This is a genomic window from Nonomuraea sp. NPDC050383, assembly GCF_044459125.1.
In the GTDB taxonomy this organism is placed as follows: domain Bacteria; phylum Actinomycetota; class Actinomycetes; order Streptosporangiales; family Streptosporangiaceae; genus Nonomuraea.
Map to the genome: position 1 here is coordinate 602135 of NZ_JBITIP010000003.1, position 20156 is coordinate 622290.

Consider the following 20156-nt stretch of genomic DNA (forward strand, 5'->3'; position numbering starts at 1 on the left):
ATAACAGATGGTTTCGTAATAGACGATCCTCTTCGGATCTAAACTGCGCGCTCCCGGGCCCGGCGCGTCGGCTGGGGACCTTCGGCGGGGGTGGCGAGATGCCCGCTGACCAGCCGGTTCAGGGCGCGTACCAGGACCTCGCGCTCGTCGTCGGGCAGCGATTGGAGGCTCGCCCGGTGGACACCGTCCACGAGCTCCTGGCTGCGCCGGGCGATGGCGGCACCCGCTTCCGTGACCGCGATGATGCGCGCCCGCCGGTCCGTGCTGGACGGGCGGCGCTCGGCGTACCCGGCCTTCTCCAGCGCGTCCACGGTCACCACCATCGTGGTCTTGTCCATGTCGCCCAGCTCGGCGAGCTGGATCTGGGTCCGCTCCTCCTCCAGGGCGTGCACCAGTACGCAGTGCATGCGCGCCGTCAGGCCGATCTCGGCCAGGGCCGCGGCCATCCGGGTGCGCAGCACGTGGCTCGTGTGGTCGAGCAGGAAGGACAGGTCGGTTTCGGTGCGCGTGGGAGCCATCGCTGTCATGCCGCCAGCCTACCCAAACAGTCCCGGTGCGGATTATCTACGAAGAAACGGTCCGGGAGTCTCGGTAGGTTCCTGCCGTGCCGTGCGCCATGTAGGCAGAGCCCTGTCGGAGATGAGCCACGCCGATCGGTGGGAGGCCGGCTTCTGAGCTTATACACGGGCTGATCGGAGGAACCCCGGGCGGGCGTTTGCGGGCGGTGTCGTGCGGGAACCCGCCTGGTCATGCCGGAGTGGTTGCAGGCGGGTGGGTGGGGGCTGCTGGCGGGGTTCGCGCTCGTGCTGGGCGCGCTGGTGGGTTACGCGGTGCGGCTGCCGCAGCGGGTGATCGCGTCGGTGATGGCGTTCGGCGCCGGCGTGCTGATGTCCGCCGTGTCGTTCGAGCTGATCGACGAGGCGCACGCGCGCGCGGGCCTGGCGCCCACGGTCGTGGGCGCCGTGATCGGCGCCGTCCTCTACACCGCCTGCAACGTGCTGCTGGCCCGCCGCGGAGCCAGGCATCGCAAGCGCTCCGGCGGCCGGCAACCCTCCGAGCAGGAGCAGAGCGGCTCCGGGACGGCGATCGCGCTCGGCGCGGTGCTCGACGGGGTGCCGGAGTCGGTGGTGATCGGCGCGAGCCTGCTCGGCGGGGGCGCGGTGAGCGCGGTGACCGTGGCGGCGGTCTTCATCAGCAACGTGCCGGAGGGGCTGTCCAGCGCGGCCGGCATGCGCGGCGCGGGGCGGTCCAAGACGTACGTGTTCGGGCTGTGGAGCGGGATCGCCGTCATCAGCGGCCTGTCGTCGCTGGCCGGGTACGCGCTGCTGGGGCAGGCGCCGGTGGCCGTGCTGGCGGGCATCATCGCCCTGGCCGGCGGCGCGATCCTCACCATGATCGCCGACACCATGATCCCCGAGGCGTTCGACAACGCGCACCTGATGACCGGGCTCATCACACTGGCCGGATTCCTGCTCGCGTTCGCGGTGTCGAAGGCGGGCGGCTGAGGCGTCCGATCCCCGTACGCGCCGCGGCTGCGGACGGGCCTGGAAGCGCGCCGTAACGGTCGCAACAAAGATCGCATCAGTCCCATGAGGTGCTAAAGGCGATTTTTGGGGCAGGTGACCGCAATGCGGACGAGCGCTGAGATATGGGGGTGTTCCTGGTGACCGGCTCCGCGATCACGCTGGGCGTCGAGGAGGAGTTCCACATCGTCGACACGCGGACCCGTCACCTGGTGCCGAGGGCGGGGATGCTCCTCGACATGCTGCCGGACGACTGCTTCACCAAGGAGCTCCAGTCCTCCACGCTGGAGGCCAACAGCAGGCCGTTCCGGGGGCTGGAGGACCTGGCGCGCGACCTGGGCGGCATGCGCGCGATGGTGGTCCGGCGGGCGGAGAGCCTGGGGCTCGGCATCGTGGCGGCCGGCAGCGTGCCGCTGGCCGACATCGACCGTATGAAGGTCTCGCCCGACCCGCGCTACGAGCAGATGCTGGACGACTACCAGCTCCTCACCCGCGAGCAGCTCATCTGCGGGACCCAGGTCCACGCCGAGATCACCGACCGGGAGCTGGCCCTCGCGGTCGCGCACCGGCTGGCCCCGTGGGCGCCGCCGCTGCTGGCGCTCAGCTCCAGCTCGCCGTACTGGCTGGGCGCCGACACGGGGTACGGCAGCTACCGCACCATGGTGTGGCAGCGCTGGCCCACGGCCGGGCCGATGGCCCGCTACGACTCCGTGGCCGACTACGAGCGGATGATCCAGGACCTCATCCAGTCCGGCGTGATCAGCGACCCCGGGATGATCTACTTCGACATCCGGCCGTCGGCGCACGTCCCCACCGTGGAGCTGCGCGTCTGCGACTCCTGTCCGCGCGTGGACGACATCGTGCTGATCGCCGGGCTGTTCCGGGCGCTGGTGGCCCGCGAGCTGGAAGCCGTGCGGCGCTCCCCCGGCCTGGAGGTGCCGCTGGAGGGCGTGCGGGCGGCGACGTGGCAGGCGGCGCGCTCCGGGCTCGAAGGGGAGCTGGTGGATCCGGTGGAGGGCGTCCCGCGGCCCGCCGCCGAGGTGATCACCCGGATGGTGAACGACCTGCGGCCGTACCTGGAGGAGGCGGGCGACTGGGAGCTGATCTCCGGACTCGCCGGCGACGCGCTGGCCAGGGGCAGCTCGGCCGCGCGGCAGCGGGAGGCGTTCGCCCGGCGGGGGCTGCTGGGCGACGTGGTGGACATGCTCCTCGCCGAGACGCGGTCCGGCGGGTGGGAGCCCCTGGGTGGCGACGCCTCGTCGTCGTACCGACCCGCCGCCTGAGAAAGCCCGAGAAGGCCTGAGAAAGCCCGACAAGGCCGGCGGCTGGAGGAAATCGGCGGCCGGCGCAAGAACCGGCCGCGCGGAAACGGGCCGCGTGAGGGACTGTGCGAGATACGGAAGGCGACTGACACATGTGTGGGCTGAGCGGCGAAATACGCTTCGACGGGAAAGCGGCGGACATGGGCGCCGTGGACCGGATGACCGAGGCGATGCGCGAGCGAGGGCCCGACGGATCCGGACTGTGGTCGACCGGCCCCGTCGCCCTCGGCCACCGCCGCCTCAAGATCATCGACCTGTCCGACAAGGCCGCCCAGCCCATGGTGGACGGCGAGCTGGGTCTCGCCGCGGTGTTCAACGGCTGCCTGTACAACTACCGCGAGCTGCGCGAGGAGCTGCGTGCCGCCGGGTACCGATTCTTCTCCACCTCCGACACCGAGGTGCTGGTCAAGGCGTTCCACCGGTGGGGCGTCGAGTGCGTCGACCACTTCAAGGGCATGTTCGCCTTCGCGGTGGCCGAGCGTGACACCGGACGGCTCACGCTGGGCCGCGACCGGCTCGGCATCAAGCCGATGTACCTCTCCCGGTCCGGCGACCGCCTGCGCTTCGCCTCCACCCTGCCCGCCCTGCTGGCCGGCGGCGACGTGGACACCTCGATCGACCGGGTCGCCCTGCACCACTACATGACCTTCCACTCCCTGGTGCCCGGCGAGCGGACCATCCTCAACGGCGTCAGCAGGCTGCCCGCCGCCACCGTGCGCACCTTCGAGGCCGACGGCACCAGCACCGACCGCCACTACTGGGACCCCGCCCACACCCGGTCGGCCCTGCCCGAGCGGGCCGGCCTCTCCGACGATGAGTGGCGGCACGCCGTCCTGGAGGCGCTGCGCGCGGCCGTGCGCCGCCGGATGGTCGCGGACGTGCCGGTCGGCGTACTGCTGTCGGGCGGCCTGGACTCCAGCCTGATCCTCGCGCTGCTGGCCGAGGAGGGCCAGGCGGACCTGGCCACGTTCAGCATCGGCTTCGAGTCGGCGGGCGGCCAGCGCGGCGACGAGTTCGCGTACTCCGACCTGATGGCACGCCGTTTCGGCACGGACCACCACCGCATCCGCATCCCGGACAGCCGCCTCCTGACCGGGCTGGAGCAGGCGGTGCGCTCGATGAGCGAGCCGATGGTCAGCCACGACTGCGTCGCCTTCCACCTGCTGTCGCAGGAGGTCGCCCAGCACGTCAGGGTGGTGCAGTCCGGGCAGGGGGCCGACGAGGTGTTCGGCGGCTACAGCTGGTTCCAGCCGCTGGCGGGGGTGCCCAGGGAGCGGGCCGCCGAGGTCTACCTCGCCGAGTTCGCGGACCGGCCGCACGAGGCGCTCGCCGGTATCGTGAGCCCCGACTACCTGCTCGACCACGACGCCAGCAGCGCGTACGTGCACGCCCACACGGCCAGGCCGGGCGCCGACACCGCGCTGGACGCCGTCCTGCGCCTGGAGACGACCGCCATGCTCGTCGACGACCCCGTCAAACGGGTGGACAACATGACCATGGCCCACGGCCTGGAGGCGCGCACGCCGTTCCTCGACCACGAGCTGGTCGAGCTGGCCGCGGCCTGCCCCACCGAGCTCAAGCTCGCCGACGGCGGCAAGGGCGTGCTCAAGGACGCCGCCCGCAAGCTCCTGCCGAGCGAGATCATCGACCGGCCGAAGGGCTACTTCCCCGTCCCCGCCGTGCGCCACCTCGACGGGCCCGTGCTCGACATGGTCCGCGACGCGCTCACCGGCCGGGCCGCCCGCTCGCGCGGCCTGTTCCAGCCCGACTACGTCAAGGCGCTGCTCGACGACCCCGACCGCGACCGCGCCACGACCGGCGTCAACACCCTGTGGCAGCTCGGGCTGCTGGAGCTGTGGCTGCAGGCCCAGGGAGTCTGATGGCCCCGTCCCCCGCCCTGTCCGTCCCCGCACTGTCCGTTCCGCTGCCCGCACCCGAGAGCCTGACCGCATGGAACTGCCGGACCCCGGCGCTGTCCCCCGACCACGGGGCCGTCGCGTACGTCAGCGACCGGGACGGCCGTCCCCGCGTGTGGATCCAGCCGCTGCCCGACGCGGGGCGCCCCGCCGAGCACGCCATGCCGGCCGCGGAGCACGGGTGGCCCGCCGGCGAGGAGGACACGGGCGCCGGCCCGCCGGACGGCGCGCCCGCCCGGCCCGTCGACACCGGCCCGGAGCCGGTCGCCGACGTGTCCTGGGCGCCGACCGGTGAGCGGCTGGCCGTCCTCGTCGCGCCCGGCGGTGGAGAGCACACCGAGGTGTGGACCGTACGGCCGGACGGCGGCGACCTGCGCCCGCTCGCGGCGCCGCCCGGCGGATCGGCGTCGTTCGTCCGGTGGACGGGACGCGGCGAGGTGCTGCTCGTCACCGAGACCTCGGCCTCGGGGTCGACCGCGGCGGTGCTCGTGGACGCCGCCACCGGAGGCCGCCAGGTCGTCGCGGCCGGTCCGTTGCTCCGGCCCGCCGCCGTCAGCCGCGACCACGCCACGCTGCTGCTGCGCCGGGGGCCGAGGGGCGCGCGGCGCATGTCGGTGGCCGCCTGCGGTCCCGGCGCGGAAGACGAGCTGCCGCTGCTGGCCGGCCTGCCCGGCTCGACCGACTACGGCATCCTGTCACCGGACGGGGAGACGGCCTACCTGCTGTCCGACGCGGGCCGCGACCGCGCCGCCCTGCTGGCGGTGCGTGGGGGCGAGCGGGTGCTCGTACGGGGGGACGAGCTTGAGGCGCGGTCGCACGACGTGCTGGCCCAGCGGGAGGACGCCGAGCTGGACCAGTTCGCGCTGAGCGCCGACGGGCGGCGCGCGGTCCTCGTGTGGAACGAGCACGGCCGCTCCGCCCTGGAGGTCCTGGACACCGGCACAGGTGCCGTGAGCCCGCTCCCTCCCCCGCCCGCCGACGTGGTCACCTCGATCAGGATCAGTCTCGACGGCGGCACGGCCGTCCTGGCCGCCGAGGGGCCGGACCAGCCCTCCCACGTGCTGCTGTGCGACCTCGCCACCGGCCGGTACGACCAGGTGGCGGGCGCGGGGCGGCTGGCGGGGGCGCCGCACGCCGAGCTGGTCCGCCTCAGGGCCCGCGACGGCCTGGAGCTGGCCGCCTGGCTGTACCGTCCCCCGAACGGCCACGGTCCCGCGCCGTACCTGGTCCATCTGCACGGCGGCCCCGAGGACCAGGAGCGGCCGGTCTTCAACCCGCTCTACCACAACCTCGTCGCCTCGGGCATCGGCGTGCTCGCCCCCAACGTGCGCGGCTCGTCCGGCTACGGCCGGGCCTTCCGCGAGGCCGACGACCGCGAGCTGCGCTTCCACGCGATCGACGACGTGGCCGACTGCGCCACCGAGCTCGTCCGGCTGGGCGCCGCCGACCCGCGCCGGATCGCCTGCATGGGATGGTCGTACGGCGGCTACCTGACCCTGGCCGCGCTGGTCACCCATCCCGGACTCTTCCGGACGGGCATCGACGTGTGCGGCATGTCGGACTTCGAGAGCTTCTATGCCCGTACCGAGCCGTGGATCGCCGCCGCCGCGGTCGGCGAGTACGGGCACCCGGAGACCGACCGCGACCTGCTGCGCGCCCTGTCGCCGCTGCGGCACTTCGACCGGCTGGAGGCGCCGCTCCTCGTCGTCCACGGGGTCCACGACACGAACGTGCCCCTGCACCAGGCCCAGCAGGCCGTCCAGGCGGCGCGGGCGCGCGGGGTGGTGTGCGAGGAGCTGCTGTTCCCGGACGAGGGGCACGAGATCCGGCGGCCACCCAACCGGGCGGCCTTCGTCGGCAAGGTCGTCGAGTGGCTCGGCCGCCACCTCCTGGCCCCGGTGGGCTGACGGCCGGGCGCGCACCGCCTCACGGAATCAGGCGCCGGTCTCGCGCAGGATGCCCTGGTCCACGACGGCGTCCAGCAGCAGCTCCCGGTACCCGGCCTCCTCGAACAGCACCGTCAGCCGGTCCTCGTCGCGCCGGATGACCTCCCCCGGCCCCCACGTCTCGTGCTCCACCTGCGCGTGGACCGGGAACGGCCCGTCGCCGCGCGCCGGCTCACCGGCGGTCCCCGCGTGGCAGGTGTCGCAGTTGCCGCACGGCTCCCCCAGGTCCTCGCCGAAGTACGCGAGCAGGAACCGCCGGCGGCAGTCCAGGGTCTCGGCGTAGCGGCGCATCATCTCGTGCCGGGTGCGCTCGATCTCCCGGTGCCGCTCGGCCAGCTCCCGCGCCCGCGCGGCGGCGGGACCGGGGTCGGGCCCGCCGGGCACCGGCATGATGCCGCGCGTGCCCAGCCGGACGGCCCCGGCGCGTTGCAGCAGGTCGAGCAGCGTGGTCAGGCGACGGGGCGACAGCTCGGTCCGCTCGCGCAGCTCCTTGCGCTCGATCCCGCCGGATCCGGCATCGGACTTCGCGACGGCCTCGGCGACGCGTTCCAGCGCCTCGACGTCCGGGAGGGCGCCGGTGAAGAACCGCTGGAGGCCCAGGTCCTCGGGCCGGTAGAACAGCAGCGCCCGCGCCGGGTCGCCGTCCCTGCCCGAGCGGCCGATCTCCTGGTAGTAGGCGTCCAGGGAGCCGGGGATCTCGCTGTGGAAGACGTACCGGACGTCCGGCTTGTCGATCCCCATCCCGAACGCGCTGGTCGACACCACGACGTCCAGCTCGCCCGCCATGAACCTGCCGTGCGCCGCGTCGCGCTCGCCCCGGCGCAGCCCCGCGTGGTACGCCTCCGCCCGCAGGCCCGCCTCGGCCAGCCGGCCGGCCAGCTCGGAGGTCCGCCGGCGCGTCGCCGTGTAGACGATGCCGGGCTGCGGCTGCTCCAGCACCGCCGCGACCAGCGCGTCGGTGGCGTCGGCCAGCTCCCGGCGCACCGACAGGGTGATGTTGGGACGGTCGAACCCGCGCACGATCTGTAGCGGGTCCCGCATGCCGAGCCGTTCGACGATCTCCTCGCGGACGGGCGGGGCGGCCGTCGCCGTGAGCGCCGCGATCACCGGGCGGCCGATCGCCTCGGCGGCCGAGCCCAGCCGCAGGTAGTCGGGCCGGAAGTCGTGCCCCCAGGCCGACACGCAGTGGGCCTCGTCGACGACCATGAGCGAGATGTTCGCCTCGGCCAGCTCGCGCACCACGTCGGGCCGGGTGAGCTGCTCGGGCGCGCAGAACAGGAACTCGGTCTCCCCCGCGCGCAGCGACTCGAACGTGGCCGCCCGCCTGCTCGCGGACGTGCCGGCATCCACGCTGGTCGCCTTCTCGTCGTGCCGCTGGCGGCGCAGCGCCTCCACCTGGTCGCGCTGGAGGGCGATGAGCGGCGACACGATCAGGGTCGGTCCGGGCAGCAGCAGCGCGGGCACCTGGTAGATGGCCGACTTGCCGCTGCCGGTGGGCATGACGACGAGCGTGTCGCGGCCCTCGGACAGCGATGTCATCGCCTCCAGCTGGCCGGGCCGCAGCTCGGCCAGGCCGAGGGATTCGCGGGCCGCCCGCTCGCACCTGTCGCGTACGGTCCCGCCGTCCCCGGCCTGCGGGGCGTCGCTGGAGAGATGAGCTCGCATGGCCGCGCCCCTACCCTCGTGGGCGGGGCTATGCCCGGTGAGGCGAAGCGCGGCTCCCGGATCGGGCCGGGTGTGCCGGGTCAGGTGAAGCGGCGGTACGTGATGGGGCCCAGGCTGGCGTTGCTGGCGACCGTGGACACTTTGACCACGTCGCCGGTGCGCGGGGCGTGGATCATCTGGCCGTTGCCGACGTAGATGCCGACGTGGTGGGCCGGCTGGCCGAAGAAGACCAGGTCGCCCGGCTGCGGCTGACCGGTGATGGCGTGGCCGCTGGCCTGGTACACGTCGGCGGTGGCGTCACCGATCTTGATGCCGGCCTGGTTCATCGCGTAGTAGACGAGGCCGCTGCAGTCGAAGGACGACGGGCCGTTGGAGCCCCAGACGTACGGCTTGCCGAGGTGTTGCCGCGCGGCGTTGACGATGTCGGCCCCGGTGCCGTTGCCCGTGACGAACGGCACGGGTGTTGCGGCGCCGCCCGAGTAGGCCGTGGTGGCGCCGGGCCCGCCGCCGGACGCGCCGCCGGACGCGCCGGTGGACGCGCCCGAGTAGGACGCGGGGGACGCTGCACCGCCGCCGTCCGCACTGGCGAGGAAGGTGGTGGTCCACTTGGGGGCGGGGGTCGGCTGCCAGCCGGTCGTACCGAACGCGTCGTCGCCCGCCTGCTTGATGGCCTTGAACGAGGCGTGCTTGGCCTTGATCGTCTTCCTGATGGCTGCCTCGGCCTCGCCGACGGCCTTGTTCGCGGTCGAGAGGTGGGTCTGGGCGTCACCGACGGCCTTTCGGACCACGGGCGCGATCGCCTTGTCGAAGTCCTCCTGCGTCGCGTCGGGGTTCTGCGTCCGGAACGAGCGGACCTGGGCGAGCACGCCCTCGCAGATCCCGTTGACCTTCGAGTGGGCCGTCTCCAGCGCGTCCGCGATGGAGTCGAGGGTGCCCGCGCAGCCGCCGAGGAGGTCGTTGAAGGCGTCACCCGCGACCTGGTAGTTCCGCATGTACTTGACGAACTCGTCGGCGGAGTCGCCCTGCCAGCCGGTGTTGATGTTCTTGACCGCGGTGCTGAGCCGGCCGGTGCGGGTGCTGACCGAGCCCGCGGTGCCGCGCCAGCGTTTGGCGACGTCCCGGATGGTGCTGGGGCTGCCGTTGACCTTCTCCAGGATCCGGGCCAGCTCGGAGCCGCCGCCGGGCAGTCCGTCGACGGTCTCGGTGGCCCCCATCAGGCCGCCGCTATGGTGCTGGCCTTTTCGGCCTTCTTGACGTTGCTCCGCACGTCCTCCAGGGCCGACTCGACGCCGGAGAGCCGTCGGTGGGCGTACTCCAGGTCGTCACTGATGATCTGCTCGACCTCGTCGAGGAGACCCGCGAGAGCGGAGGAGCCGTCGAGCCTGCCGAACATCAGAGAGTCGGCCGTCGCGGCCGGGTAGCCGCCCGCCGCCGCTCGGTAGTCCTTGACCAGCTCGCGCGCGACCGTCTGCCCGTCATCGAGCGCTTCGTACCGGAGATCGAGACCCGCCATCCACACCGCCCACCGGATCGCCCTGACACCCTGACCACATCCGCAACGGATGCGATCATTATGCGCGTCCGTCACTTTACTTGAGGCTTCTTTGTTTATGCCGGGAACCTCCTCAGTGGCTCGGCCACCACCTTCTGGGCGGCGGCCGCCGTGGAGGGGCGCCGTGAGCTGATAAACTATCGTTTGACTAGTAGGCCGTCTCCCGCTCTCGCGGAGGCGGCCAAGCTGCTTTTCGGATGTCCCTCGCTACCCGAAGGAGCAGCATGTCCGTCCCCTCCCTGCCGCGCCAGCTCGCCCGCACGCGGCGGTTCACGCTCGGCGCGCCCGGCAAGGTCAGTGTCTCGCCCGACGGCGGCACCGTCGTCTTCCTGCGCAGCCGTGCCGGGGACGACCCGGTGAGCTGCCTGTGGGCGCTCGACGTCGCCACCGGCCGCGAACGCCTCCTCGCCGACCCCCGGGCGCTGCTCGTGGGCGCGGGCGAGGAGCTCTCCGCCGAGGAGCTCATCCGGCGTCAGCGGGCGGGCGAGCTGTCCTCCGGCATCGTCGCCTACGCCGCCGACGCCGCCTGCGAGCTGCTGGCCTTCGCGCTGTCCGGCCGGCTGTGGACGGTCCGCGTCTCCGACGGCCTGGTACGGCCGGTCGCCGCGGCCGAGCCCGCCCTGGACCCCCGCCCGGACCCCACGGGCCGCCGCGTCGCGTACGTCAGCGGCGGCGCCCTCCGCGTGGCCGGCACCGGAGACGCCCTGGATCGGGCGGTGGCGGTGCCGGACGGTCCGGAGGTCACCTTCGGCCTTCCCGAGCACGTCGCGAGCGAGTCCATGGGCCGCCACCGCGCCTACTGGTGGTCGCCCGACGGCACCCGGCTGCTCGTCGCCCGGGTGGACACCGCGCCCGTGCGGCGCTGGCACCTGGCCGACCCCTCCGACCCCTCCCGGCCTCCGGTCAGCTTTCCCTACCCGTCGGCGGGCACGGCCAACGCCGAGGTCAGCCTGTGGATCGCCGACGCCGGAGGACGGAGCCCGCTCACCCCGGTCGTCTGGGACACCAAGGGGTTCGAGTACCTGACCGACGCCGGCTGGGACGCCGCCGGGCCGTACGCGTCCGTGCAGAGCCGCGACCAGCGCCACGTCCAGGTGCTGGGGATCGACCCGGCCACCGGGGCGGCCCGGGTGCTGGCCGAGCAGCGCGACGACGCCTGGGTGGAGCTCCTGCCCGGCCTGCCCGCCCGCGACTCGGCCGGCGCGCTGTTCACCGCCGGCGACGTGGACGGCACGCGCCGGCTGATGGCCGACGGCGTGCCCGTGACCCCGCCCGGCCTCCAGCTCCTCGGCGTGCTCGCCGTGGACGGCCGTACCGTGCTGTTCGCGGCGACGGACGAGCCGACGCAGACCCACGTGTGGGCGTACGACCCGGACGCCGGGGCGCGGCAGCTGACCACCGAGCCGGGCGTCCACAGCGCCGTGCGGCGGGGCGGCACCACCGTGCTCCTCTCCCGCACCCTCGACCGTCCCGGCACCCGCGTCACAGTCCACAGTGCAGGAGCAGCCAGGGCGGGAGCAGCCGGTGCGGGAGAAGCCGTGGAACGGGAGATCGTCTCGCACGCGCAGCGGCCCGTGCTGGAGCCCCGGCCCGAGCTGCTGAGCCTCGGCCCCCGCGGGCTGCGCGCCGCCCTGTTCCTGCCCTCGTGGCACCGGCCCGGCGACGCCCCGCTGCCCGTCCTCATGGACCCGTACGGCGGCCCGGCCCTGCGCAAGGTGACCGCCGAGCAGGCGTGGTGGACGTACGTCTCGCAGTGGTTCGCCGAGCAGGGCTTCGCGGTCCTCGCGGTGGACGGCCGGGGCACGCCCGGACGCGGGCCCGCCTGGGAGCGGGAGATCCACCTCGACCTCGCCGGGCCGGTGCTCGACGACCAGGTCGAGGGGCTGCGTGAGGCGGCGGCCCGCCGGCCCGAGCTGGACCTGTCACGGGTGGCGATCCGGGGCTGGTCGTTCGGCGGGTTCCTGGCCGCGCTCGCGGTGCTGCGCCGGCCCGACGTCTTCCACGCCGCCGTCGCGGGCGCGCCCGTCACGGACCAGCGGCTGTACGACACCCACTGGCGCGAGCGCCACCTCGGACACCCGGACGAGCACCCGGAGGCGTACGACCGCTGCTCCCCCGTCCTGGAGGCCGCGTCGCTCACCCGGCCGCTGCTGCTCATCCACGGCCTGGCCGACGACAACGTCGCGCCGGCGCACACCCTGAGGCTGTCCGCGGCGCTGCTCGCGGCCGGGAAGGCGCACGAGGTGCTGCCGCTGCCGCGCACCACCCACCTGCCCGTCGAGGAGTCCGTGGCCGAGAACCTGCTGCTGCACCAGCTCGGCTTCCTGCGCCGCGCCCTGCCCTCCTGAGGCCCCACCTCCGGTGATCTTTTCCGGTCCAGGATTGTCGGTCGGTTGGGGTACATTTTCGGATCATCAAATCGGCCGTTCGCGTAGTGCCGTCGCACGATCAGGCGTCCGCGAGCCGTACGGGCTGGGAGGTCGAAAGGTCGTGACCGCGGACATGGCCGCGTGGGAGCAGCGCAGCGTGGTGCCGGTGGTGCCGCCTGTCCGGCCCCGCAAGCTGGCCAAGGTGCCGTTCGTCGAGCTGGCCGACGGACGGCTGCAGGGCGTCGTGTCGAGCGGCTCCGACATCGAGCGGGTGTACGTCTCCTCGATCGCCGCCGGCACCCACGCCTACAGCTGCAGCACCAACAACAACCGGCCCTGCGGCGGCCTGTACGGCTCGCCGTGCAAGCACCTCCAGGCGCTGGCCGCCGAGGCCGTGCTCCAGTACGGCCTGGACCGCGTGGCGGGCTACCTGCGGGCCGAGGTCGGCGAGGACGGCGACCTGATCGGCGCCCTCGACGGCTCGGTGGAGCGGACGCAGGCGTCCATGGTGTTCAGCCGGTTCCTGCGCCACCTGGCGTACCTGGAGCTGCCGGGCACGGGTGAGCCGGTGCCCGAGTTGCAGTGGTTCCCGGCGACCGGGGCTGGTGCCTGATGCGCGGAGTGCAGCTCGCCGCGCTGCTCGACGGCGACGTGCCCGGGACCGGGCAGGCCCTGGAGCTGGTGACGGGGTTCGACGACGCGCTCGCCAACGGGTTCGCCCGGCTCGGCGAGGAGCGGGCCGGGGCGCTGGCCGCCCTGGCCGGGGCCATGGCCGGCACGCCCCTGGGCGACCGGGCGGCCGAGGCGGCGGCCAAGATCGCCGCGGGCTCGGTCGGCGAGGAGCACCTGGCGGCGCTCGCCGGGGCCCGCACCGCGCTGCTCGGCGCGGTCCACGACGCCCTGCTCGACCGGCTCGACGCCGCGCTCGGCCGCGATCGCGAGCCCTGGCCGGCCACCGGCGGGACGCCGGACGAGCCGGGCGTCCCCGCGAACCTGCTCGCCGCCGGCCGCTCCTGGCTGCACGAGCTGGCCATCACCGGCTGGCGCGGCGTCGACCACGACCTGGTCTCCGGCTCCGGGCAGGCCGTCGAGGCCCTGCTCGCTCAGCCCGCCGCGCGCCGCCTCGCGGTGCTGCTCGACGGGCTGGCGGCCGAGCTGGCCGCCTCCGGCCCGATCGGCCTGATGCCGCACCTGCCCGCCCGCCGGTGGGGCGACCTGTGGGCGCGGGCCCTCCTGCTCGCCCAGCCCGGCGGCCTGCCCGCCCGTCCGGAGCCGGTCACGGTCTCCGGGCGGCTGCTGCCCCTGGGCGTGGACGTCCACGAGCACGGCACCGCCGTGCAGGTCCAGGTGCACGGCGTGCTGGAGCCCGCGGGCGACGAGCCGAAGCGGCTGGTACGCGCGAGCGTCAGCGCCATGAAGGTCGACACGATCACCGGCCCCGCCGTGTGGCGGCTGCTGGGAGGCCACCCGGCGCTGCTGACGGCGCTGGCCGAGCACCGCGCCCTCGACCTCACCGGCATGCCGCTGCTGCCCGGCGGCGACCTCGTGTGGCACGACGACCGGGCCCGCGCGGGCGAGCCCGCCGACCCGTTCGCCGTGGCCCGCGTGCAGCTCGCCGGCGCGCTCGCCCCGCCGGCGCCGCCCCTCGACCGCCATCCCGTGCGGATCGCCGAGCCCGTCCTGCTGGAGGGCTACACGGTGACCGGCGACGGCACGCTCGACGTCGACGGCCACCCGATCGCCCTCGACACCGACCGGCTGCCCTCATGCGGCCCGCTGACCCCCCAGCTCGTGGCGGCCTCCACCGCGTGCGTCGGCCTCATGCGCTGGGACGGCGGACGATGGTCCGTCCAGCCGCTGGCGGTGCAGGCGACGGTCAAGCGCAAGCCGGTCGAGGCCGGCAACGGCGACTGGGCGCTCGGCCCCACCGACCCCAAGGTGGTCAAGGCCGTGGCGAAGGCCGGCGACGTCGTCGCCGTACTCCAGGAGCGGGCGGGACGGCTGCTGCGGCGATGAGCGAAACCCCGAGCGAGTCCCATGGCGAGTCCCCGAGCGAGTCTTCGAGCGCTGACGCGAACCGGCGGCAGCTCCTCTACTGGCGGCTGCTGTCCCGCGTCTTCGAGGCCGACGAGCAGCCCGCCCTCGAAGCGGGCAGCATGGCCGTCGTCGGCGACCTCGGCCTGCCCGCCGCCCTGCTCGACCCCGGCATCTCGGTCGACAACGTCGTGCAGCGCTTCCCCGAGCTGGCCGCCGAGTTCGACGGCCTGATGGCGCCCGGCCTGCCGGAGTCCGAGGAGATCGGCCCCGACGAGGTGCGCCGGGCCGCGCTGGTGTCGAAGCTGCTGCTCAACGTGTTCGCGACCGGCTCGGGCAGCGTCTCCGCGAGCGGCCTGGCCCGCTGGCAGCAGGACGCCGGCTGGTTCGAGCGCGCCCTCGGCCACGAGCCCGGCGGGCTGCGCGCCAACCCCGCGAGCGACGAGCTCGGCGGCGTGCTGGCCGGCCTCGAAGGCGATCTGGTCAGCCGGATGCGCCTGCGCGAGGTGCTGGCCGACCCCACCCTGGCCCGGCAGCTCACGCCCAGCATGTCGCTCATCGAGCAGCTCCTGCGCGACAAGGCCAACCTGTCGGGCATCGCGCTGGCCAACGCCAAGGCGCTGATCCGCCGGTTCGTCGACGAGGTCGCCGAGGTGCTCCGTACGCAGGTCGAGCAGACCAGCGCGGGGAAGATCGACCGATCGGTGCCGCCCAAACGGGTGTTCCGCAACCTCGACCTCGACCGGACCATCTGGAAGAACCTCACCAACTGGAGCCCCGAGGACCAGCGGCTTTACGTCGACCGCCTCTTCTACCGGCACACGGCCCGCAAGAACACGCCGTCCCGGCTGATCGTGGTGGTGGACCAGTCGGGCTCCATGGTCGACTCCATGGTCAACTGCACCATCCTCGCGTCGATCTTCGCCGGGCTGCCGAAGGTGGACGTCCACCTCATCGCGTACGACACCAGGGCGATCGACCTGACGCCCTGGGTGCACGACCCGTTCGAGGTGCTGCTGCGCACCGACCTCGGCGGCGGCAACGACGGGCCCGTCGCGATGGCGATGGCCCGGCCGAAGATCGCCGAGCCGCGCAACACCGTGATGGTGTGGATCTCGGACTTCTACGAGTTCGACCGGTCGCAGCCGCTGTTCGACGGGATCCAGGCCGTCCACCGCTCCGGCGTGCGGTTCATCCCCGTCGGCTCGGTGAACAGCTCCGGCCAGCAGAGCGTCAACCCGTGGTTCCGCCAGAAGTTCAAGGACCTCGGCACTCCGGTGATCTCCGGCCACATCCGCAAACTCGTGTTCGAGCTCAAGAGCTTCCTCACCTAGGAGAGTCCCCCGCATGACCGACGAGATGCTGCGTGCCCCCGCCGAGGTGAAGTACGCCGACGAGCTCGACTGGCTGGAGTCCGTGGACGACGGGCCGAAGCCGTTCTCGTGGCGGCTGAGCCCCCGGATGGTGCGGCTGTTCGTGCTCGGCTCCGATCGCTCCGACGGGCTCGACCGGGAGATCAAGCAGAAGTGGTTCGGCGACCGGAGCTTCGTCGAGCGCGCCATCGTGACCCTCGCCTCCGACCGCGGCCTGCTGCTGATCGGCGACCCGGGGACGGGCAAGAGCTGGCTGGCCGAGCTGCTGTCCGCCGCGATCAGCCGCAACTCGACGCTGGTCGTCCAGGGCACGGCCGGCACCACCGAGGACCACATCAAGTACTCGTGGAACGTCTCCATGGTGATCGCCAAGGGGCAGTCGCGCGACTCCATGATCCCCTCGCCCATCATGACGGCGATGGAGCAGGGCGTGATCGGCCGCTTCGAGGAGCTGACCCGCTCCACCAGTGACGTGCAGGACGCGCTCATCTCGATCCTGTCCGAGAAGTACGTGTCCATCCCCGAGCTGGACGACGACAACATCGTCTTCGCCAAGCCCGGCTTCTCCATCATCGCGACCGCCAACAGCCGCGACCGGGGCGTCAACGACCTGTCCTCGGCCCTGAAGCGGCGCTTCAACTTCGTCCGCATCCCCGTCGTGACGAACAAGCGCAGCGAGGCGGAGATCGTCCGCTTCCGCACCACCGAGCTGCTGCGCCGCCACCGGATCGAGCTGGACGTGCCGCCCACGCTCCTCGACATCCTGCTGCAGAGCTTCGCCGACCTGCGGGCCGCGTCCGAGTCGGCGAGCAGCGACGACGAGAGGCTGGAGTCGGCGCTGTCCACGGCCGAGCAGATCGGCGTGCTGGAGGACGCCATCCTGCACAGCCAGTTCTTCGGCGACCAGACGCTGCGCGCGCAGACCCTCGCCGGCTCCCTGGTCGGCTCGCTGGCCCGCCGCAACCCGGAGGACCTGGCCATCCTCAACAAGTACTGGCACGGCGTCGTCGAGCCCCGCAGCAAGAAGGACGGCGGGGAATGGCCGGACTTCCTCGAAGGCGGCCGCCAGGCGATCGCCACCCTGTCATGAGCTCGCCCGGCGCGGTCGCGGGTCCGTTCGGAGCCCTGCGCGAGCAGCTGCTGGACGCCGCCGCGGCCTTCGCCGGCGCTCCGGCCTCCCTGTCCGAGATCCTCGCGGGCCTGGTGGACGACGTCGACCGGGCGCTGCGTGAGGAGCTCGAGATCTTCCCGGTGTGCCACCACTCGCCCGCGTCCGCGCTGGCCATGGCGCGCCGGCTGCGCGAGAAGCGGCCCCAGGTCGTCTACCTGGAGCTGTGCGAGGACCTGCGCCCGCTGCTCGGCGAGCTGCGCAACTGCCGCCTGCCGGTGGCCCTGCAGGCGTTCGCGACGGAGCTCGACGGCTTCCCGCCCGGCTCCGGGCCGCTCAGCGTGGTGGCGCCCATCACCGAGGCCTCGGCGGAGTACCAGGTCATCGCGTACGCGCTGGAGACGCCCGGCGTCGAGCTGGTCCTCGTGGACCGCTCGGCCGACCACGTCTTCCAGTGGCTGCCCAAGGACGAGGACGCCGCCGAGGAAGAGCAGCCGGAGCACGGTGAGGACGCGGCGCTGCACGGCGACGCCGTGGGCATCGAGATCGGCGACCTGCGCCCCCGCTTCGCCGAGCTGGAGGCCCACCTGCTGCACCACGGCAAGGTGCGCCACTGGTCCGAGTGGTGGGACCAGTACGTGGAGCGCCCCCTGCTCGACGCCGACCACGACACCTACCGGCAGGTCATGGTGCTGATCGGCAGCCTGTTCCGGCGGCTGGCCCCGGAGCGGGGCGACCGGCTCGCGCGGGACGAGGAGCGCGAGCGCCACATGTGGACGCGCATCCGCGAGCACCTGTCCACCTCCGGCGCCGACCCGGAGCGCTGCCTGTACGTGTGCGGCGCCTTCCACGCGGCCAGCCGGGTCGAGGAGTTCGGGCTCGCGGGCTCCGGCACGTACGCCATCACGCCCCGCACGGGCACGCGGTGGCTGTACGGCCTCATCCCGTCCAGCCACTCGGCCATCGAGGCGCAGTTCGGCCTGGCCTCCGGCTCGGTGTCGATCGCGGCGGCGACCTGGGCCAAGGCCGTCTCGCGCGGCGGCGTCCAGCCGTACCGGCTGGAGGGACAGCCGGGGCAGGCCAAGACCAAGCGGACCCGCGCGAAGGAGACGGGACCGGAGACGCCGCGGCCGGTCGCGGACCGGCTGAGCGGGTTCCTGTCCAAGCCGCCGGAGCTGGGCGGGCTCGACGAGGCCGAGCTGCTCGGCTGGTGCGTGAACCTGGTCCGGCTGGCACGCCGCAACGGCTACCTGGCCAGCACCGCCGACGCCATCGCCGTGTACGAGACGTCGATCCTGCTCGCGAGCATGCGCGACCGTGCCCGGCCGACGCCGTACGACTTCCAGGACGCGGCGGTCACCTGCATCGAGAAGGACGTGGTGCCCGGCCGGCGCGACGTCCGGCACCTGTGCGAGATCCTGCTCGGCGGCGACCGCATCGGCCAGGTCGGCTACGACGCGATGCCGCCGCTGGCCCGCGACGTCTACGACCGGCTGGAGCCCCTCGGGCTCGACCTGCACAAGCGCACGGTCCAGCGGGCGCTGATGAACCTCGACGCCGACCCCCACCTCGCGCCCTGCTCGCACCTGCTGTGGATGCTGCGCTACCTGCTGCCCGAGGGCGCGGTGCGCCCCATCATGGGCACGCGGCGGCTCGGCGAGCGCTCCATCCAGGAGAGCTGGGACCTGTCCCTCGGCCAGCACCAGCGCTCCGTCATCGAGCTGGGCTACCAGGGCGTCACCGTCGAGCAGGTGCTGGAGCGGCGCCTGCGCGACGCGGTGCGGCACCCCCGGGCCACGGCCGCGACCGCGCTGGAGGCGGTCGAGGACTCGATCGTGTTCCTCGGCAGCCGTCGCTTCACCGACGAGCTGGGGGCGCGGGCCGTCGAGCTGCTGTCCGCCGAGCGCACCGTGGACGACGCGCCCGAGGTGCTGCGCCGCATCCGCCGCCTGCTCGCCCACTACCGGGCGGCGGAGCCGGAGCTGCCCGCCTGGTGCGAGGCGTTCGTCACCACCGGCTACGCGCAGTACTGCACGCTGCTGCCCACCGCGTTCGTGGCCGAGGACACCGGGGTCCGGCAGGTCGGCGCCATGCTGGGCTTCCTGTTCTCCATGGAGGGGCTGGCGCTGTCGCTCGGCTGCGAGCGGGCCCAGCTGGAGCTGGCCGTCCAGCAGTCGCATCCGCGGACGCCGGCCAAGGTGGCGCTGCTGTGGGCGGCGCACACGCAGCTCGGGCTGCTGTCGATAGCCGCGCTGCGGGAGCGGTGCGACGAGCTGCTCGCCAACCCGCTCGTGCTGCCGTCGTTCCCGCTCTACATCAGCGGGTTCGTGCAGGCGCTGGAGTCGGTGCCGTCGCTGACGCCGTTCGTGGTGGAGCTGATCTCCAAGGCGTTCGCGCGGTTGCCGGACGCGGTGCTGCTGCCGTGGCTGCCCAGGCTGATCACGACGCTGCGGGAGCAGGCGCGGGAGCTCGTACCGGTGCTGGTGAGGGAGGCGGGCCGGACGTTCCCCGCCGGGCTGGCGGAGCTGGACGCCTGGGTGCCGCCGTGGAGCGGGCGCACGGCGGCCCCCGCGGCGGCGGGCGGGCCGGTGGCCGTGGCCGGCGGGCCGGTCGCCGAGCTCCTGCGCGCCCACCCGGGCGCGTGCGACGCGGTGGCGTCGCTCCTCGGCTGCGAGGGCGGCTGGCTGACGGAGGAGCCGGCCGCGCACGCCGAGGCCGTCGCCCTGCTGGCCCGCCACCCGGAGACGGCGCTCGCGGTGGCCGGTCTGGTGGCGCCCACGGGGTAGGGGTGCCGGAGAAAGGTGGGGGTGCCCGAGAAGGAGGACGGCCCGTGCAGACATTCCTCCCTTATCCCGACTTCGCGAGGTGCGCCGAGGTCCTCGACCCCCGGCGCCTCGGGAAGCAGCGGGTCGAGGCCCTGCAGATCCTGCGCGCCCTCACCGTCCCCGGGTACGGCTGGCGCCACCACCCGGCGGTGCGCATGTGGGCCGGCTACGAGGAGGCTCTGGCCAGGTACGGCCTGGAGGTGTGCGGCCGGTGGTGCGACCTCGGCCGCCAGGACACCTGCGCCGGCACGATCACCCGTGAGGTGGCCCAGCACTGCGGCCACCGCGTGGTGCGCGCCCAGCCGGACCTGGAGACGCACGGCGAGCTGCCGCCGTGGCTCGGCGACGCCGCCCTGCACCTCAGCCACCGCTCGGCCCTGCTGCGCAAGGATCCCGCGTTCTACGTCCCCCTCTTCGGCCCCGAGCCGGACGACCTGCCCTACGTCTGGCCGCCGTCCGACCGGCCGCCGTCGTGCCTGCCGGGCAGCACGTTCGCCTGACCCGGGTCCACGGCCGCGAGCGG

General features: G+C 73.6%; 15 protein-coding genes. 11 read left to right on the forward strand and 4 right to left on the reverse strand.

Going from position 1 to position 20156, the window contains the following annotated elements; all coding sequences use genetic code 11:
- Window positions 1-38: 38 nt before the first annotated feature.
- Window positions 39-527 (reverse strand): MarR family transcriptional regulator, encoded by a 489-nt coding sequence (locus tag ACIBG4_RS11200; protein WP_310707732.1) that lies wholly within the window; start codon window positions 525-527, stop codon window positions 39-41.
- 222 nt (window positions 528-749) lie between these two features.
- Here ACIBG4_RS11200 and ACIBG4_RS11205 point away from each other — a divergent pair, with 222 nt between their 5' ends.
- The 4 genes from ACIBG4_RS11205 (at window position 750) to ACIBG4_RS11220 (ending at window position 6668) form a co-directional block, all read left to right on the forward strand.
- The gene (locus tag ACIBG4_RS11205) at window positions 750-1505 is read left to right on the forward strand and encodes a ZIP family zinc transporter (protein WP_310707730.1); all 756 of its coding nucleotides are present in this window, start codon (window positions 750-752) and stop codon (window positions 1503-1505) included.
- 143 nt (window positions 1506-1648) lie between these two features.
- Window positions 1649-2806: a glutamate--cysteine ligase gene (locus tag ACIBG4_RS11210; RefSeq protein WP_397201672.1), complete on the forward strand. Its 1158-nt coding sequence runs from the start codon at window positions 1649-1651 to the stop codon at window positions 2804-2806.
- Between the two features lie 131 nt (window positions 2807-2937).
- Window positions 2938-4725, forward strand: a complete 1788-nt coding sequence (locus ACIBG4_RS11215; protein ID WP_397201673.1) for an N-acetylglutaminylglutamine amidotransferase — start codon at window positions 2938-2940, stop codon at window positions 4723-4725.
- Entirely contained in the window at window positions 4725-6668 is a 1944-nt protein-coding gene (locus tag ACIBG4_RS11220; protein WP_397201674.1) for a S9 family peptidase, read from the forward strand. Before ACIBG4_RS11215 ends, ACIBG4_RS11220 begins: the two co-directional genes overlap by 1 nt.
- 27 nt (window positions 6669-6695) lie before the next feature.
- On the opposite strand, the gene ACIBG4_RS11225 is transcribed toward ACIBG4_RS11220, so the two are convergent.
- The 3 genes from ACIBG4_RS11225 to ACIBG4_RS11235 all read right to left on the reverse strand — a co-directional run bounded on the left by ACIBG4_RS11225 (window position 6696) and on the right by ACIBG4_RS11235 (window position 9885).
- Window positions 6696-8372 carry a RecQ family ATP-dependent DNA helicase gene (locus ACIBG4_RS11225; RefSeq protein ID WP_397201675.1) on the reverse strand — a complete coding sequence of 559 codons (1677 nt, stop codon included), beginning with the start codon at window positions 8370-8372 and terminating at the stop codon, window positions 6696-6698.
- An 80-nt stretch (window positions 8373-8452) separates the two neighbouring features.
- The gene (locus tag ACIBG4_RS11230; protein ID WP_397201676.1) at window positions 8453-9586 is read right to left on the reverse strand and encodes an NlpC/P60 family protein; all 1134 of its coding nucleotides are present in this window, start codon (window positions 9584-9586) and stop codon (window positions 8453-8455) included.
- Window positions 9586-9885 (reverse strand): hypothetical protein, encoded by a 300-nt coding sequence (locus tag ACIBG4_RS11235; protein WP_397201677.1) that lies wholly within the window; start codon window positions 9883-9885, stop codon window positions 9586-9588. The genes ACIBG4_RS11230 and ACIBG4_RS11235 overlap by 1 nt, the downstream gene beginning before the upstream one ends.
- A gap of 263 nt (window positions 9886-10148) precedes the next feature.
- On the opposite strand from ACIBG4_RS11235, the gene ACIBG4_RS11240 reads away from it, so the two are divergent.
- The 7 genes from ACIBG4_RS11240 (at window position 10149) to ACIBG4_RS11270 (ending at window position 20133) form a co-directional block, all read left to right on the forward strand.
- The gene (locus ACIBG4_RS11240; RefSeq protein WP_397201678.1) at window positions 10149-12272 is read left to right on the forward strand and encodes a prolyl oligopeptidase family serine peptidase; all 2124 of its coding nucleotides are present in this window, start codon (window positions 10149-10151) and stop codon (window positions 12270-12272) included.
- A gap of 142 nt (window positions 12273-12414) precedes the next feature.
- Window positions 12415-12906: a hypothetical protein gene (locus tag ACIBG4_RS11245; protein WP_310707724.1), complete on the forward strand. Its 492-nt coding sequence runs from the start codon at window positions 12415-12417 to the stop codon at window positions 12904-12906.
- Window positions 12906-14309: a hypothetical protein gene (locus ACIBG4_RS11250; protein WP_397201679.1), complete on the forward strand. Its 1404-nt coding sequence runs from the start codon at window positions 12906-12908 to the stop codon at window positions 14307-14309. Before ACIBG4_RS11245 ends, ACIBG4_RS11250 begins: the two co-directional genes overlap by 1 nt.
- Window positions 14306-15661, forward strand: coding sequence for a VWA domain-containing protein (locus tag ACIBG4_RS11255; RefSeq protein WP_397201681.1), 1356 nt, complete (start codon window positions 14306-14308; stop codon window positions 15659-15661). The genes ACIBG4_RS11250 and ACIBG4_RS11255 overlap by 4 nt, the downstream gene beginning before the upstream one ends.
- A 13-nt stretch (window positions 15662-15674) precedes the next feature.
- Entirely contained in the window at window positions 15675-16790 is a 1116-nt protein-coding gene (locus ACIBG4_RS11260) for an AAA family ATPase (protein ID WP_310707721.1), read from the forward strand.
- Window positions 16787-19594 (forward strand): hypothetical protein, encoded by a 2808-nt coding sequence (locus tag ACIBG4_RS11265; RefSeq protein WP_397201682.1) that lies wholly within the window; start codon window positions 16787-16789, stop codon window positions 19592-19594. Before ACIBG4_RS11260 ends, ACIBG4_RS11265 begins: the two co-directional genes overlap by 4 nt.
- A 44-nt stretch (window positions 19595-19638) precedes the next feature.
- Window positions 19639-20133, forward strand: coding sequence for an MSMEG_6728 family protein (locus ACIBG4_RS11270; protein WP_310707719.1), 495 nt, complete (start codon window positions 19639-19641; stop codon window positions 20131-20133).
- The last annotated feature ends 23 nt before the right edge of the window (window positions 20134-20156 follow it).